This is a genomic window from Psychrobacter sp. JB193, assembly GCF_002285555.1.
GTDB classification, from domain to species: domain Bacteria; phylum Pseudomonadota; class Gammaproteobacteria; order Pseudomonadales; family Moraxellaceae; genus Psychrobacter; species Psychrobacter alimentarius.
The window spans coordinates 39708-55830 of record NZ_NRGY01000003.1 but is presented as its reverse complement, the minus strand read 5'-3'; the positions used below and the strand labels follow the sequence as shown (position 1 = coordinate 55830).

General features: G+C 44.7%; 16 protein-coding genes. 14 read left to right on the top strand and 2 right to left on the bottom strand.

Translation table 11 applies throughout. The annotated features are described in order from the left end of the window. Positions 1–33: 33 nt before the first annotated feature. A complete protein-coding gene (locus tag CIK80_RS13450; RefSeq protein ID WP_095570449.1) occupies positions 34–345 on the bottom strand; it encodes a non-heme iron oxygenase ferredoxin subunit in 312 nt (103 codons plus the stop codon). Between the two features lie 605 nt (positions 346–950). Between CIK80_RS13450 and CIK80_RS13445 the strand changes: the two genes are divergently transcribed. Beyond that, a complete protein-coding gene (locus CIK80_RS13445; protein ID WP_095570448.1) occupies positions 951–1748 on the top strand; it encodes an IclR family transcriptional regulator in 798 nt (265 codons plus the stop codon). A gap of 141 nt (positions 1749–1889) precedes the next feature. On the opposite strand, the gene CIK80_RS13440 is transcribed toward CIK80_RS13445, so the two are convergent. Continuing rightward, positions 1890–2807 (bottom strand): LysR family transcriptional regulator, encoded by a 918-nt coding sequence (locus tag CIK80_RS13440; RefSeq protein WP_095570447.1) that lies wholly within the window; start codon positions 2805–2807, stop codon positions 1890–1892. A 213-nt stretch (positions 2808–3020) separates the two neighbouring features. Here CIK80_RS13440 and CIK80_RS13435 point away from each other — a divergent pair, with 213 nt between their 5' ends. From CIK80_RS13435 to CIK80_RS13375, 13 genes are all read left to right on the top strand, one after another. Further along, positions 3021–4193 carry a muconate/chloromuconate family cycloisomerase gene (locus tag CIK80_RS13435; RefSeq protein WP_062844780.1) on the top strand — a complete coding sequence of 391 codons (1173 nt, stop codon included), beginning with the start codon at positions 3021–3023 and terminating at the stop codon, positions 4191–4193. A 98-nt stretch (positions 4194–4291) separates the two neighbouring features. Continuing rightward, positions 4292–4582, top strand: a complete 291-nt coding sequence (catC, locus tag CIK80_RS13430) for a muconolactone Delta-isomerase (RefSeq protein WP_095570446.1) — start codon at positions 4292–4294, stop codon at positions 4580–4582. A 233-nt stretch (positions 4583–4815) separates the two neighbouring features. Continuing rightward, the gene (gene catA / locus CIK80_RS13425) at positions 4816–5739 is read left to right on the top strand and encodes a catechol 1,2-dioxygenase (protein ID WP_095570445.1); all 924 of its coding nucleotides are present in this window, start codon (positions 4816–4818) and stop codon (positions 5737–5739) included. 178 nt (positions 5740–5917) lie between these two features. Further along, positions 5918–7291 carry a benzoate 1,2-dioxygenase large subunit gene (gene benA / locus CIK80_RS13420; protein ID WP_095570444.1) on the top strand — a complete coding sequence of 458 codons (1374 nt, stop codon included), beginning with the start codon at positions 5918–5920 and terminating at the stop codon, positions 7289–7291. Between the two features lie 58 nt (positions 7292–7349). After that, positions 7350–7853 carry a benzoate 1,2-dioxygenase small subunit gene (benB, locus tag CIK80_RS13415; protein WP_218830338.1) on the top strand — a complete coding sequence of 168 codons (504 nt, stop codon included), beginning with the start codon at positions 7350–7352 and terminating at the stop codon, positions 7851–7853. Positions 7854–7958: 105 nt separating this feature from the next. After that, the gene (gene benC / locus CIK80_RS13410) at positions 7959–8975 is read left to right on the top strand and encodes a benzoate 1,2-dioxygenase electron transfer component BenC (protein WP_095570442.1); all 1017 of its coding nucleotides are present in this window, start codon (positions 7959–7961) and stop codon (positions 8973–8975) included. Between the two features lie 41 nt (positions 8976–9016). Then, on the top strand, positions 9017–9802 hold the full coding sequence (locus CIK80_RS13405; protein WP_095570441.1) for a 1,6-dihydroxycyclohexa-2,4-diene-1-carboxylate dehydrogenase: 786 nt from the start codon (positions 9017–9019) through the stop codon (positions 9800–9802). Between the two features lie 72 nt (positions 9803–9874). After that, positions 9875–11068 (top strand): benzoate/H(+) symporter BenE, encoded by a 1194-nt coding sequence (gene benE, locus CIK80_RS13400; RefSeq protein WP_095570440.1) that lies wholly within the window; start codon positions 9875–9877, stop codon positions 11066–11068. Between the two features lie 142 nt (positions 11069–11210). Further along, positions 11211–11903 carry a 3-oxoacid CoA-transferase subunit A gene (locus CIK80_RS13395; RefSeq protein ID WP_095570439.1) on the top strand — a complete coding sequence of 231 codons (693 nt, stop codon included), beginning with the start codon at positions 11211–11213 and terminating at the stop codon, positions 11901–11903. Positions 11904–11929: 26 nt separating this feature from the next. Beyond that, entirely contained in the window at positions 11930–12598 is a 669-nt protein-coding gene (locus CIK80_RS13390) for a 3-oxoacid CoA-transferase subunit B (protein WP_095570438.1), read from the top strand. A gap of 38 nt (positions 12599–12636) precedes the next feature. After that, positions 12637–13878, top strand: a complete 1242-nt coding sequence (pcaF, locus tag CIK80_RS13385; RefSeq protein WP_095570437.1) for a 3-oxoadipyl-CoA thiolase — start codon at positions 12637–12639, stop codon at positions 13876–13878. 62 nt (positions 13879–13940) lie between these two features. Further along, a complete protein-coding gene (pcaD, locus tag CIK80_RS13380) occupies positions 13941–14720 on the top strand; it encodes a 3-oxoadipate enol-lactonase (RefSeq protein WP_095570436.1) in 780 nt (259 codons plus the stop codon). Positions 14721–14800: 80 nt separating this feature from the next. Further along, positions 14801–16096, top strand: coding sequence for a M20 family metallopeptidase (locus tag CIK80_RS13375; RefSeq protein ID WP_095570435.1), 1296 nt, complete (start codon positions 14801–14803; stop codon positions 16094–16096). The last annotated feature ends 27 nt before the right edge of the window (positions 16097–16123 follow it).

Below are 16123 nucleotides of genomic sequence, written 5' to 3'. Positions count from 1 at the left end.
TTTCTCCTTTGTGGCGCATTGCTTTAGATTTTTTTAAGCCTTGTCTTGAATGTAAATTTTGTCTGCTTCGATTTTTAAAGCGTACGTACATAGGTTGCGATCAGCAGGACCACTCAATACCTTGCCACTTTTGATATCAAAAATAGCCTCATGTAAAGGACACTCCACTGTCTCATCTTCGATAAAACCGTCAGTCAACAAGGCATAAGCATGTGGACACACATTTTCTAGCGCAAAGTAAGCATCCTCAATCTGAAAAACCCCAATTTTCTTGCCGTTCACTTCTACAGATTTAGGCTCATCTTCATTGATATCTGATAGATCGCATATGGGTAACCAGTCCATGTAAACCGTCCTTAGTTTTGTATATGAAACACTGTTTAATATGTAAAACTTAATATAGCGTAGACTTTCCGCACTTGTCAACTAAAGATTAAATAGCGTACAAACGAATAAAATTTAAATAAAATTATTTATAATCAATAACTTAAATAAAATTACCTATCCTTATGAAGTTTTGATTTATAAAATATTTATAGGTATTTGATGCAAGGCGAGAATAACAGACGTCATTTTTGTAGGAGAAAAACTATCGAATTGACGTAGAAAGGAGGAATGTAACTGAGGTAGATAAAGTCGTTTTATGACCTATAAATTAGAAAGTCAGCAGTCGTGGTTTGAACGATTTAGACAACAAAGACGACATTAATCATATGGTTCGGTAGCCGCATGATTGAAACCAATAAACAGCGTAATTTGAATAATTGCCTTATGAAGTTGGCTAGAAAATACTATTGATACACGCAGAGGCAGGAAGGATATAGATTGATATAAAGCAGATAAGTTAATAAATTGTTCACCATTGTCTATTTATTATCAAGTCTTGTGGACTACGCGATAAATTACCTTGTATGATAGAATATTTCTAACCAATTTTTGAGATCGATATAATGTCCGAATCATTACCTGATGATAAATATATGGTAAACAGCCTAAAAAACGGGCTTTTGTTGATGGAGTTGTTTAACAAGAATGAGATCGTGGAGATGTCATTATCAGAGATAGCAGCACAGCTAGGCATCAATAAATCCAGTGCATATAGACTATTATTTACCTTAGAACAGATGGGTTACATCAAAAAAGACCATAATAAAAACTACATGTTAGACATCAAAGTGGTCGATTTGTCTCACTCATACCTTACGTCTATTTCATTCAAACAAGAAGCCTATGCAGTCATGGAAAAACTCAGAGATGATACGGGTACTGCCGTACATCTCTTTACTTTAGATGGCACAGAGATTGTCAATTTACAAAATATTCAACCTTTGGGTAGTTTTACCTCAAATATACTACCTGGACTGAGATGGCCCGCTTATGCTACTGTCATTGGACAAATGCTCTTAAGTGATTTACCAGATGAAGAAGTTAAAAAAAGGTTTGATAATTTTTCGGATTGGAAAGTCTACTCTGATGCAACACCTAAAAACCTTGATGAATTACTACAAGCAGTCAAGCGAGCTCGCGGCAAAAGTCATTTAACCAGTTGGCAAAAGTTCAACAATGACATGATTGCATGTGCTGCACCTATTAAGGACTTGTCTTCCAATAAAATGGTATATGCCCTATCTGTAAGTTTTCCAGTACAAGCTTTTACCTCGGAGCATTTTGAGCAGCATATTACCCCAGCCATTGTCGATGCCGCCAATACGCTCAGCAAAATTTATAAGCCTGGTTCTAACTGGTGATGGTCTTTAAATAACAGCTGATTTTAAAATACCATCTCATCTGAACGATAATAAAAACCCCTGAAGACTCAATGATTGTCAGGGGTTTTTATTGGGTAAACCTTTACTGCGGATTTTTGATGTACTGTACCTTGTACGACTCTAGATAGTTTCTTTTTTATAATCGAAACCTTCTGCATCGTAGATTTGATAAGTGACATTTAGCAATGTTTTTAATAGCTCCGACTTGTCGAAATGTCTGACGCTCATCACAATTGGGGACGTAATCAATCCATCTTCAAAAGGGATATAAGTCACTTCTTGATTGCGCAAATGTTCAAGCGTTTTTGGCACGATGGTCAAACCCTCACCTGCCGCCACCAGTCCCAGCGCCACATGCAACTCACGCACTTCTGTAAAATAATTGGCTTTTAATTTGCGTGCTTCAAATAATTCCAGCACGTAATCTATAAAGCTAGGGCGCGGCGCGGTTGGATACAACAATAGATTTTCGTTGATCAGATCGATTAATCTGAGACTGGTGCGCCCCTCTTTTACTAAAGGATGGCCAATAGGAACCGCAACGACCAAGCTCTCCTCTCGAAGCACCATCCGCCTGATAGAAGCGTCCTCAAATAACAGTCTGCCGAACCCCACGTCTATTTTTCCTTCTATCAAACCCTGTGTTTGCTGCCAAGAGTTCAGCTCATAGAGTTTGATCTCTATATTTGGATAGACTTCACGAAAATGGGCGATCACTTTTGGCAAAATACCATAGAGAATCGATGAGACAAAACCGATAGACAGCGTATTATCAAAATTGCCTTTACGAATGGTCATCGCACGCAGATCGTCTGATTTTTTTAATATCTGAATGGCATGATCATAAAAAAACTCGCCTGCCTCAGTGAGCTTAAGCGGACGATTTTCTCGATCAATGAGCGTGACACCCACCTCATCCTCTAGCTGCTTAATCTGTCTACTAAGCGGCGGCTGTGAAATAAACAGACGGGTTGCCGCTTTATTGAAGCTCTTTTCTTCTGCAACCGCCACAAAGTAGCGTAAGTGCCTCAGTTCCATCTTCTTTCTTCCTTGATATAGATAACAATGCCAGCTGAGTAAGATTAGACATAATGGACGTCATACCTAAAGAACATAACATGATGCAAGATGAATATCAAAATACCTAAAAGGTATTAAAATTAGACTAAATAGGTCTTAGACATGCTGATATCTAACATTTATAGTTCTTATTAAGCATATGGAAGCACCATTCATCAATTAGGGACTGTCATGATTCGTTCAATCAATACCTTGCTGGTACCAATACCTACTATCCGAGCACACAAGCTTGCTTGTACCGTCATGAACGAACAAGTACTCGTACTCGTACACATCCAAACAGAAGATGGCTATGAAGGCTGGGGCGAAGCGACAACTATTGGTGGTCTAAGCTATGCTGACGAAAGCCCTCACAGCATCAAGACCAATATCGATACCTACTTTACCCCGTTATTACTAAAAGAGCAGCCTGCTAGCGCAGCAAAAGCCATGCAATTGCTAAATATTCATATCAATGGCAACCGTTTTGCCAAATGCGCGATTGAAACCGCATTACTCGATATTGAAGGCAAACGTCTCAACCTGCCTATTAGTGAGCTAATCGGTGGTCGTGTTCGGGATCGTATCGAAGTGGCATGGACACTTGCCAGTGGTAATACCGCGACCGATATCAATGAAGCCAAGCAAATGGTGGCACAAAACAGACACCGCATTTTTAAATTAAAAATTGGCAGCCGTCCTATACTTGACGACGTGGCGCATGTATTGGCAATCAAACAAGCCTTACCCAACTGCCGCATCACGGTCGATGTCAATCAGGCTTGGACAGAACTTGAAGCAATGAAAGGTATCAGTCTATTACAAAATGGCGGTGTTGATCTTATCGAGCAACCCGTATCGATGCGTAATAAATCAGCGCTCAAACGTTTAACTGAGCACTTTGATGTGCCGATTATGGCCGATGAAGTGGTTCAAGACCCACAGAATGCGTTTCAATTAGCCGCCGACCACTGTGCAGATGTTTTTGCGGTAAAAATCAATCAAGCAGGTGGCCTAAAAGCAGCCTGTCTGATTGGACAAATGGCACATTTAGCGGGCGTGGAGCTGTATGGCGGTACGATGTTAGAGGGCCCTATTGGCACAGCGGCATCAGCCCATGTGTTCTCAACGTATCCAAGTTTAAGGTTCGATACAGAGCTGTTCGGCCCGCTTTTATTGACCGAAGACGTTTTAGCACAGCCACTAGACTACCAAGATTTTGGCCTAAATGTCCCTACAGGTGCAGGTCTGGGCATCGAAGTGGACAGCGACAAAGTCTATCACTATGCCAAGCAGGCAGCAGCCATGCTAACAACGTCATCGTCGTTAGATTATGCAAGTAATGCTTATAGTGAGACCGTGTAACCGAGCACTATCAGGTATAAGAATATACCAATAGCCATAAAGGCTGGTAGAAAGCCATTATCAGTCGCACTCCCCTCATTAAATGTAAGGAAACAATTATGTTATATCACGTCAGAATGGATGTTTTACTACCAACCGATATGGATGTAGATATGGTCAATGAGCTTAAAACCACCGAAAAAGCCCTGTCGCAAAAACTACAAGAGCAAGGTAAATGGCGTCACATTTGGCGTTTGGCTGGTGAGTATGCCAACTTTAGCATTTTCGATGTTGAGAGTCATGAAGAGCTACACAATATCATGATGTCCTTACCGCTTTATCCTTATATGAAAGTCGAGATCACGCCACTACTTCGTCATCCATCCTCTGTGCGTGATGACGATAGCTGATAACTGGCTGGTGCTATTGATAAGTGTAATCACAACCAGACACCTCCTCAATAGCGCAGCTGACTAACAGCTTCTTATTTCTTATTTCTTATTACTGAACAGACGTGGTCTATATGAGACCAAGCGTACTTTATTACCCAAAATTTGATCAAACAGTCAGTCAGACAAACAAAATTTGAGTAAGAATACTCGATAACCTGACCTTTTAAACAGTCCTCAACAAGGAGAGAGACATGGAACGCAGCCAAATTGAAGCTTTAGCCACGCAATTCGTCAAAGGCAAAATCGACTTCCCTGAACAAGTCAATCCACGCATACAAGCGATCGTTTTGCGTCTCGTCACCGACCTTATGCAAGCGATCAATGATCTGAAAATCACGGCCGACGAATACTGGTCTGGTGTAGAGTTCATCGGTGATTTGGGCAAAGAAGCAGGATTATTATCACCCGGTCTTGGCTTTGATCATTTCATGGATCTGATGATTGAAGAAGATTTAAAAGCCGCGGGTTTAGATGGCGGTACTGTTCGCACCATCGAAGGCCCACTCTATGTCGCTGGTGCGCCAGAAGCAAAAGGCTTTGCGCGTCTAGATGACGGTACAAACCTCGATATTGGTACTGTGTTGTTTATGCAAGGCACGGTTTATGGTGCAGACAACCAGCCGCTACCAAACGCCAAAGTAGAAGTCTGGCACGCCAATAGCTTGGGCAACTATTCGTTCTTTGATGAGTCACAAACACCGTTCAACCTACGTCGCAGTATCATCACGGACGAAAACGGCAAGTATGCGTTTCGTAGCATCGTGCCACTTGGGTATTCAGTACCGCCAGATGGCATGACACAAAAAGTACTCGGTGCGCTAGGCCGTCATGGTCATCGCCCTGCCCACATTCACTTCTTTGCTAGTGCAGAGGGTTATCGCAAGTTGACCACACAGATCAACATCGATGGCGATGAGTACTTATGGGATGACTTCGCTTTTGCAAGCCGTGAAGGTTTAGTACCAGAAGTCACGATGGTCGAAGAGGCAGACAAGCTAAAAGAAAAAGAAGTTGATAAACCTTACGCCAGCATTGATTTTGATTTTTATCTTGTCAAAGACCTCGAACAATCCGTCCAAGGCAGCGAAGTCGAACGCCGACGCGCCCAAGGTTAATGATCGGTTGATAGCGTCATGCAATAGCAATCGTTTAAGACTACAGCAAGCGTTTAAGACTACTCACTATTGACTATAAATAAACCATCAAATTTTGCGTTTGATACGTCCATAGCTGCCGTATCAAGCGTCGACTCTTACTCTTATTTCATACCGTTATTATACAAGGAAGGCCATTATGAGCGAGCGTATCAATCTAGTACCTGAAGGATCAGATATTACCATTGATGATTTTTTAGAAGAAAATAAAGAAAAAGGCATTTATCGTTTGCATCGTAGTGCCTTCACCAATCAAGAGCTGTTCGAGCTTGAAATGAAGCATATCTTTGAAAGCAATTGGGTTTATCTGGCACATGAAAGTCAGGTGCCAAATAACAATGATTACTACACCTCATACATTGGACGTCAGCCCGTCATCCTTGCCCGTAATAAAGAAAGCGAGCTACATTGTATGATCAACGCGTGCTCACATCGCGGCGCACAATTATGCCGTCATAAAAAAGGCAATAAAGCGACTTACACCTGCCCCTTCCACGGCTGGACTTTTAATAACTCAGGCAAACTACTCAAAGTAAAAGACCCAAGACACGCAGGGTACCCTGAAGGCTTTAACAAAGAAGGCTCTCACGACCTCAAACCAGTCAAGCTTGCCAACTATAAAGGCTTTTTATTCGCCAGCCTAAATGATGACGTTGCCCCTATCGAAGAGTGGCTGGGCGGCTCTACCAAAATTCTTGACATGATTGTCAATCAATCTCCAGAAGGTCTCGAGGTCCTACGTGGCACCTCAACCTACACCTTTGATGGTAACTGGAAGCTGCAAGCAGAAAATGGTGCCGATGGCTATCACGTATCCGCCGTACATTGGAACTACGCGGCGACGACTGCGCGCCGTAAAGAGCAAGAAGCGATAAAGGCGGACAACATCAAAGCCATGAATGCAGGGAAATGGGGTCGTCAAGGCGGTGGGTTTTACTCTTTTGAAAACGGTCATATGCTGCTGTGGACACATTGGGAAAACCCACAAGACCGTCCAAACTATGCATATCGTGACGACTATGTGGCCAAATATGGCGAAGCGATGGCGGACTGGATGATTGGGCGTTCGCGTAACTTATGCCTGTATCCAAACGTCTACATCATGGATCAGTTTGGCTCGCAAATCCGCGTGCTTCGTCCACTAGCCGTTGATAAAACTGAAGTCACCATTTGGTGTATCGCGCCAAAAGGCGAAAGTGACGAATCACGTACGCGCCGCATTCGTCAGTACGAAGACTTCTTTAACGTCACTGGTATGGCGACGCCTGACGATTTGGAAGAGTTCCGCTCGTGTCAAGAAGGCTACAACGGCATTAAGCTGGAATGGAACGATATGTGCCGAGGCTCAGAGCATTGGATCGAAGGCGCTGATGAAGGCGCAGCTGCCATTGATCTTAAACCTTTGATGAGTGGGGTTAAGACTGAAGATGAGGGTCTTTATACCGTACAGCATCGCTACTGGCATGAAGAGATGAAAAAAGCCTTGGCGCAAAAAAACAACGACACGGTATAGCTGGCGACCTCAGTCTGTCAGTGGCTGATGGTGGCAAGACCAATCAATATATAAGGATATGATTATGAAAAACACAAGCGTTAGTATCGAAGAGATTCGGCAGTTTTTGTACCGTGAAGCACGCTTACTGGATGAAAAAAAATGGGAAGAATGGCTCACCTGTTATGACGAAGACTGCCCGTTTTGGATGCCGAGTTGGGATGATGATGGCGAGCTGATTAGCGACCCGCAACGAGAGATCTCACTGATTTATTACCCTGATCGCCGTGGTCTTGAAGATCGAATCTTCCGTATCGAAACGGAGCGCTCATCCGCAACCATTCCCGATACTCGCACTGCCCACAACTTGTCCAACATTGAGTTACTTGAGAATAACGACGGTATTGTGACGGTGCGTTTTAACTGGATCAATAAATCTTATCGCTATCATGAGACCAATACCTACTGGGGTTACTCTCAATACAAAATAGACATGACCCAAAACCGTCCAAAGATTTTGGATAAGTATGTGGTCTTAAAAGACGACTATGTGCATCAAATTATGGATGTCTATCACGTCTAACGTTTGCTTATTATTTGGTCATTGATCATCCACTATCTAATCAATACTTAGTCACTATTTAGCCACTACGTTTCATTTCATACGTGTTGAAAAGGGATATTTCTCATGGAATACAATATTGCTCTACAGTTCGAAGACGGCGTCACAGGATTTATTAAGTGTGAAGCAGATGAGACGGTTGCCGAAGCCGCGTATCGTCAAAAATTTAACATTCCAGTGGATTGTCTAGATGGTGCATGTGGCACTTGCCGTTGCCATTGCGAATCGGGCAGCTATGACATGCACCCTGATATGTATATTGAAGATGCTCTCACAGAAGCTGAAGCGGCTGAGGGCTACGTATTGACCTGTCAGATGATTCCTGAAAGCGATTGCGTCATCAAAGTACCAAGCTCTTCTGAAGCTTGCAAAGTCGGTAAATCAACTTTTAAAGGCAAGCTAAAACAGCTCAATGTCTTGTCTGAATCGACCATTCATTTTGGCATTGATATCGAAAATCCAGATGCTTTAGTGTTTTTACCCGGACAATACGTCAATATCAATATCCCCGATTCTAACGAGACACGCTCTTACTCGTTCAGCTCTGTGCCCAATGCCAAGCAAGCTGAGTTTGTGGTTCGTAATATTCCTAATGGCAAGATGAGCACCTTTTTATCTGATATCGCGCAACTTGGTCAAGACATTGATTTTGAAGGGCCATTTGGTAGCTTTTATTTGCGTCCGCTTGTGCGTCCGACTCTATTTTTGGCAGGTGGAACGGGCATTGCACCTTTCTTATCCATGTTAAAAAGTTTGGAGGTTGCTGGCGGTCATCACCCTGTCAAGATGGTTTATGGGGTCACCAATGATACAGATTTGGTAGAAATCGAAACACTTGAAGAGGTGAAACAAAACCATGCTTGGTTTGATTATCGTACCTGTGTGGCAAGTGAAGACAGTCGTCACGAGCGTAAAGGCTATGTCACAAGTCACGTGGAAGAGGACTGGTTAAATGGCGGCGATGTCGACGTGTATCTTTGCGGCCCTTTAGCCATGGTTGATGCTGTCAGTCATTGGTTAGATGCCAGCCAGCTCAAGCCCAGTAATTTTTATTACGAGAAATTCACGCCAAGTGAAAAATAACAGGGCTTAAATCATAAAACGACAAGCAAGGTTTTTAGGAGATAGCAATGAGTAAACGCTTTGATAATAAAGTCTGTATCGTAACGGGTGCCGCTCAAGGTATTGGGTGCGGCGTTGCCATACGTCTCGCCAGCGAAGGCGCAAAAGTCGTTATGGCCGACTTCTCACCGTTGGTGGAGGACGTGTTAGCAGAAATCACGGCAAACGGCGGCGATGCGACGACGATTCAAGCCAATCTTGAAACCTATCAAGGAGCACAAGATGCGGTCAATAAAGCCATGGAGACTTATGGTCGTGTCGATGTACTCGTGAATAATGTTGGCGGTGCGATATGGATGAAGCCCTTTATCAACTTCTCAGAAGAGGACATCCAAAAAGAAATCAGTCGCTCATTATTTCCCACACTCTGGTGTTGCCGTGCGGTATTGCCAGCCATGGTCGAGCAGCAATCAGGCACTATCGTAAACGTCTCTTCCATCGCCACACGCGGCATCAACCGTATCCCCTATTCCACTGCGAAAGGCGGTGTCAACGCTATGACCGCCTCGCTCGCTTTTGAATACGCCAATGATGGTATCCGCGTCAATGCGGTCGCAACGGGCGGTACTGATGCGCCGCCCAGAAAAATCCCTCGAAATGCTACACCCTTAACAGATGATGAAAAGCTATGGATGCAAGCAGTCGTTGACCAAACCATTGATCGCACCTTTATGAAACGCTACGGCACAATCGATGAGCAGGTCAATGCCATTGCGTTTTTAGCGTCAGATGAGTCCTCCTATATCACTGGCAGCACAGTTCCTGTCGGTGGTGGCGACTCAGGCTAAATTTTTTAGCAGTATTGTAGACTGACTCATCGTTACCATCCTTTGATTACCGCTCATTTGCAAGGAAGCAATATGGCCTCTGTCATCCAAACCTTAAAAGAAGACTGGTCACTCTCAGCGTCCGTGGCAGGATTTTTGGCGGTACTCATCTCATATGCTGGTCCGTTGATTATTTTCTTTCAGGCCGCGCAAGCCGCTCAGGTCTCAGATGCCATGATGGCTTCTTGGATTTGGGGCATATCTATCGGCGCTGCTGTCTCTGGTATTTATCTGTCTATTAGGTATAAGGCGCCTATTATCACTGCTTGGTCAGCTCCTGGAACAGCGTTACTAGTGACCGTTTTTCCTGAGATGAGTATTAATGAGGCCATATCTGCTTATATTCTCTCAGCCGTGGTGATATTTTTGGTGGGCGCGACTGGTTCTTTTGACAAGATTTTGCGGTGGATTCCTAACGGTATTGCAGCAGGCATGATGGCCGGTATTTTGTTTCAGTTTGGCTTAGAGTTGTTTGTTGCCACCAACACCATGCCATTTATCGTATTTAGCATGCTCGGTTGCTACTTATTCGCCAAGCGGTTTTCACCGCGCTATACCATGATTTGGGTATTGTTATGCGGGGTCATACTAAGCGTGTTACTTGGCAGAATGAATCCTGTCGATATGGATTTGGCGATTACCATGCCAACGATTATCTGGCCTGAATGGACTTGGAATGCGACGTTCAACCTTGCTATTCCGCTCATCTTGGTCAGCTTAACGGGACAGTTTTTACCCGGCATGGCCATTTTGAATCTTAGTGGTTACGACACGCCTGCCAAACCCATCGTCAGTGTGGCAAGCCTTGCCTCATTAGCCGTCGCTTGTGTGGGCGGCATTACCATTGTACTCGCGGCCATCACCGCAGCCTTGTGTACGGGCAAGGATGCGCATGAGCTACAAGAAAAACGCTATATCGCAGGGGTTGCCAACGGTATCTTTTATTTATTAGGCGGCTTGTTTGCAGGCAGTATTGTCATGGTGTTTAGTCTGTTGCCAAAGGAGCTGGTCGCGGCATTGGCTGGATTGGCGCTCATTGGCGCTATTTCTACCAACATCACGATTGCCATGAAAGACGACGAACAAAGAGATGCCGCCTTAATTACTTTTTTGGCGACCGCTTCTGGCATGAGCTTTTTGGGATTGAGCTCGGTGTTTTGGGGCATCGTTATCGGTATGGTGGCTCATTATGTGTTAAACAAAAAACGTCTATTGTCATTTTCTTAATCAAAAATTTCACGAGTTATTGATAACACCATCTCTCAGTAACCCCTGTTAAAACAATATTACTCACATGCTTTACTAAAAAATTTATTAAAGAAAACGCTAGCCAACGTTAACTGACTCTCCCCTTTTATAGGATATCAATATGATTAACAAAGCAGATAAAAACATCACGGATGTGCTCAGTCAAATCAAAGACGGTGCCACTATTATGATTGGCGGTTTTGGCACAGCAGGCCAACCTGCCGAACTGATTGATGCGCTCATTGATTTGGGTGTTAAAGACCTAGTGATTATCAACAATAATGCTGGTAATGGTGATCATGGACTTGCCAAGCTATTAAAAACAGGCGCGGTGCGCAAAATTATTTGCTCATTCCCCCGCCAATCGGATTCTTGGGTATTTGATGAGCTATATCATGCAGGTAAAATCGAGCTTGAGCTGGTGCCACAGGGCAATCTAGCGTGCCGTATTCAAGCCGCAGGTATGGGTCTTGGCGCATTATATACGCCAACGGGTTTTGGCACTTTACTGGCAGAAGGTAAAGAGACGCGCCATATCGATGGTAAAGACTATGTCCTTGAGTATCCGATCAAAGCAGATTTTGCGTTAATCAAAGCAGATAAAGGCGATCGTTGGGGTAACTTAGTCTACCGCAAGTCTGCCCGCAATTTCGGTCCTATCATGGCGATGGCAGCTGACATCACTATCGCTCAAGTTTCTAAAACGGTCGAGCTTGGTAAGCTAGATCCCGAACACATCATTACACCCGGTATCTTTGTGCAGCACGTAGTACAAATTGAACCTACTTCCTCTACTACCGCAGCGATCGCTTAATACGATTCATCATAAGGAGCGTCACCATGAGCCATACATTACTCACACGGGATCAAATCGCTGAGCGTGCTGCCCAAGATATTCCAGATGGGGCCTATGTCAATTTGGGCATTGGACTACCTACCAAAATCGCAAAATATTTACCGGCTGATAAAGACGTGTTTTTGCATTCAGAAAACGGGCTACTGGCTTTTGGCCCGCCACCTGCCAAAGGTGAAGAAGATCCAGAGCTTATCAATGCCGGCAAGGAATACGTCACCATGCTTGATGGCGGTAGCTTTTTTCACCACGGCGACTCATTTGCCATGATGCGTGGTGGTCACATTGATATTTGTGTACTGGGTGCATTCCAAGTGGCAGCCAATGGTGACTTGGCCAACTGGAGTACAGGTGCGCCAGATGCCATACCTGCTGTTGGCGGCGCTATGGATTTAGCCGTTGGTGCCAAAAAAGTCTTTGGGATGACCAATCACACGACCAAAACAGGTGAGCCAAAGATAGTCAGCGAACTCACTTATCCTGTGACAGGCAAGCACTGCGTGGATCGTATCTTTACCGATCTGTGTGTCATTGATGTCACTGATAAAGGGCTGGTAGTCACAGAGATGGTTGAGGGCTTGAGCTTTGCTGAGTTGCAAGCAGTGACTGACGCCACACTCATTGATGCCACAGGAATCAATGCCACGCAGGTATAACAAGACTCCATACTCAAATCTCATAACAGGATATGACCATGACCGACTTTATCACTGGTTTAAATGACGCTTATATTATTGATGCCATTCGCACACCATTTGGGCGTTATGGCGGTGGTTTGGCACCAATACGAGCAGACGATTTAGGTGCCATCCCCATCAAAGCATTAATGAAGCGTAATGCTAATGTTGACTGGAAGCAAGTAGATGATGTTATCTATGGCTGCGCCAATCAGAGCGGAGAAGACAATCGTAATGTTGGACGTATGTCATCACTACTGGCTGGCCTGCCTTATCAAGTGCCCGCGACTACGGTAAATCGTTTGTGCGGCTCATCAATGGACGCCATCGCCATTGCCGCTCGTGCGATTAAAGCTGGAGAAGCCAACCTTATTATCGCAGGCGGTGTTGAAAGCATGAGCCGTGCGCCATTTGTGATGGGTAAATCAGACAAATCGTTTGGTCGTGCTCAAACCCTTGAAGACACCACGATGGGCTGGCGCTTTATCAATCCAAAGCTTGATGCCTTATACGGTACGGAAACCATGCCACAAACTGCCGAAAATGTCGCTGAGCAGTTTGATATCAATCGTGCTGACCAAGATGCGTTTGCGCTACGCAGCCAACAACGTACCAAAGCGGCGCAAACGTCAGGGTTTTTTAAAGATGAGATTACCCCTGTCATTATTCCGCAGCGTAAAGGCGATGCAGTCATTGTCGATACAGATGAGCACCCTCGCGCTGATACAACGCTTGAAAAATTAGCCAAGCTTCGTGCCATCGTCAAAGAAAACGGCACAGTGACGGCGGGTAACGCCTCAGGTATTAATGATGGTGCGGCCGCTTTTTTAATTGCCTCAGAGCAAGCGGTGACACAGTTCGATTTAAAACCACGCGCTCGTATTGTGGCGGCAACGACGGTCGGTGTAGAACCGCGCATCATGGGATTTGCTCCAGCTCCTGCTATCAAAAAATTACTGGCACAAACAGGTCTGTCACTTGACGAGATGGATGTCATCGAACTGAACGAAGCCTTTGCTGCCCAATCATTGGCCTGTACGCGTGACTTGGGATTGCCTGATGACAGCGCGCACGTCAATCCCAATGGCGGTGCGATTGCACTTGGTCATCCATTAGGCGCATCAGGGGCAAGATTGGTCTTGACCGCGCTCAATCAACTGGAAAAAACCAACAAACGCTTTGCCATCTGCTCGATGTGTATTGGCGTGGGACAAGGTATCGCCATGATTATTGAACGTATGGATAGCCAATCATCGTAGTCATAACCCCATGCGCCACTACCATCTTAATCACCCCACAATGACAAATAAGGATGATTGTTATGCCTATGCTTGAAAATAAAAACGTTACCTTAAACTATGCCACTTTTGGTGATCGCCACAACCCTACCCTGATATTCTCTAACTCTTTAGGGACCAACTACCAGATGTGGCAGCCGCAAATCGCTGACTTGCAAAACGAGTACTTTATCATCTGTTATGACACTCGTGGTCATGGTCAATCGTCAGCGCCAACAGGTCCTTATAGCCTAAATGAGATTGGAAAAGACGTCATCGATTTGCTCGATCATCTGAATATTGATAAAGCCTTTTTTTGTGGTATCTCAATGGGCGGCATGACAGGTCAATGGTTGGCTATCCATCATCCTAACCGCTTTCATCATTTGATGCTGTGCAATACTGCTGCAAAAATTGGCAACGAGGCTGCATGGACAGAGCGGGCACAATTGGTGCGAGAGCAAGGTTTAGATCCTATCGCGGCCACAGCAGCATCGCGTTGGTTTACACAAGGATTTATCAGCAGTCATCCTGATGTGGTCGAAAGCTTGTCTGAGGCGCTTGCCACTGGTAATAGCGAAGGTTATGCCAGTTGCTGCGAGGCGTTATCGACCGCTGATACGCGTTCGCAATTACAAGATATTGATGCTGCTATTACCGTATTGGCAGGATCAGCCGATCCGGTAACGACAGTTGAGGATGCTCAATATATGGTCGAACGCATTCCTAATGCCACGCTCGCTACCATTGAGGCGTCACACATCTCGAATATTGAACAACCTGACGTATTCAATCAGTTTATACGGCAATACTTGGTGCGTTGATCACGTCACTACTACGGCGTATCCAAACAAGGCTATAAAAGTACTACCCACAAGGACGTTACCCCCAACAAGGAAGAAACATGAAAAAATCATTGCAAGCATTGGTTATTAGCATTGCTGTCTGTAGTGCCTTTAGCGCTCACGCTGATATCAACATTGACAAAGAAGTCAAAAGCGTTGAAAAAAAGGTGATTGAATGGCGACGCGACATTCATCAGCACCCTGAACTAAGTAATCGGGAAACCCGTACCGCTGCTATCGTGGCTAAGCATTTAAGATCTCTCGGTATGCAGGTCGAAACTGATATCGCCCATACCGGTGTTGTAGGCTACTTAAAAGGGGCAAAACCCGGCCCGACCGTAATGCTACGCGCAGACATGGATGCCCTACCCGTCACCGAAAAAGCCGATGTTCCATTTAAATCAACGATTGTTACTAAATACATGGGAGAAGACGTGGGTGTGATGCATGCCTGCGGACACGATGCCCACGTGGCCATGCTTATGGGGACAGCTGAAGTATTGGCTGCGGTACAAAAAGAGCTTCACGGCAATATCATGTTTGTGTTTCAGCCAGCAGAAGAAGGCGCGCCTAAAGGAGAAGAAGGTGGTGCCAATTTGATGTTAAAAGAAGGCATATTTAAAAAGTATCAACCAGATGTTGCGTTTGGATTGCATATTATGTCGAATCTAAACACTGGACAGATTGGTTATCGAAGCGGCCCTATCATGGCCAGTGGCGACACGTTTGATATTACCGTAAAAGGCAAACAGACTCATGGTTCAGCGCCGTGGAATGGCGTTGATCCTATTGCTGCCGCGTCACAGATCGTGACTGGGGTCAATCATATTGTCAGTCGTCAAATTGACATCACTAAAGAGCCTGCCATTATCTCATTCGGTAAAATAAGTGGCGGTATCCGCGACAATATTATTCCAGACAGTGTTAACATGATTGGTACGATTCGCAACTTCGATATGGACAATCGCGCTAAAATTTTTGACAACATAAAGACAACGGCCTCCCATATAGCCATGGCATCAGGCGCAGAGGCAGACGTCAAAATAACCAAAGGCTATCCTGTCACCATCAACGATCCCGCGCTTACCGCGCAGATGCTGCCCACGCTCAAAAATGTAGCGGGTGCTGACAATGTCTTTGATGTACAAAAATTAACAGCCTCTGAAGACTTTGCGTTTTATTCTCAAGAAGTACCGAGTTTGTTTATTTTCTTAGGCGGTACACCGGTAGGACAAGACGCCAGTAAAGCACCCTACAATCATTCTCCCTATTTTTACGCCGACGAATCCTCTTTTAAAATCGGTACTAAAGCGCTGAGTCAGCTGGCCATAGATTATTTAGCCATGAATCAGTGACGCATAAAACCTAGGCGTCTCAATGAC

Bases quoted from the DNA above. Each gene is read 5' to 3' on its own strand.
- CIK80_RS13450 (WP_095570449.1), bottom strand. From the start codon at position 345: ATGGACTGGTTACCCATATGCGATCTATCAGATATCAATGAAGATGAG.
- CIK80_RS13445 (WP_095570448.1), top strand. From the start codon at position 951: ATGTCCGAATCATTACCTGATGATAAATATATGGTAAACAGCCTAAAA.
- CIK80_RS13440 (WP_095570447.1), bottom strand. From the start codon at position 2,807: ATGGAACTGAGGCACTTACGCTACTTTGTGGCGGTTGCAGAAGAAAAG.
- CIK80_RS13435 (WP_062844780.1), top strand. From the start codon at position 3,021: ATGATTCGTTCAATCAATACCTTGCTGGTACCAATACCTACTATCCGA.
- catC (WP_095570446.1), top strand. From the start codon at position 4,292: ATGTTATATCACGTCAGAATGGATGTTTTACTACCAACCGATATGGAT.
- catA (WP_095570445.1), top strand. From the start codon at position 4,816: ATGGAACGCAGCCAAATTGAAGCTTTAGCCACGCAATTCGTCAAAGGC.
- benA (WP_095570444.1), top strand. From the start codon at position 5,918: ATGAGCGAGCGTATCAATCTAGTACCTGAAGGATCAGATATTACCATT.
- benB (WP_218830338.1), top strand. From the start codon at position 7,350: ATGATTATGAAAAACACAAGCGTTAGTATCGAAGAGATTCGGCAGTTT.
- benC (WP_095570442.1), top strand. From the start codon at position 7,959: ATGGAATACAATATTGCTCTACAGTTCGAAGACGGCGTCACAGGATTT.
- benE (WP_095570440.1), top strand. From the start codon at position 9,875: ATGGCCTCTGTCATCCAAACCTTAAAAGAAGACTGGTCACTCTCAGCG.
- CIK80_RS13395 (WP_095570439.1), top strand. From the start codon at position 11,211: ATGATTAACAAAGCAGATAAAAACATCACGGATGTGCTCAGTCAAATC.
- CIK80_RS13390 (WP_095570438.1), top strand. From the start codon at position 11,930: ATGAGCCATACATTACTCACACGGGATCAAATCGCTGAGCGTGCTGCC.
- pcaF (WP_095570437.1), top strand. From the start codon at position 12,637: ATGACCGACTTTATCACTGGTTTAAATGACGCTTATATTATTGATGCC.
- pcaD (WP_095570436.1), top strand. From the start codon at position 13,941: ATGCCTATGCTTGAAAATAAAAACGTTACCTTAAACTATGCCACTTTT.
- CIK80_RS13375 (WP_095570435.1), top strand. From the start codon at position 14,801: ATGAAAAAATCATTGCAAGCATTGGTTATTAGCATTGCTGTCTGTAGT.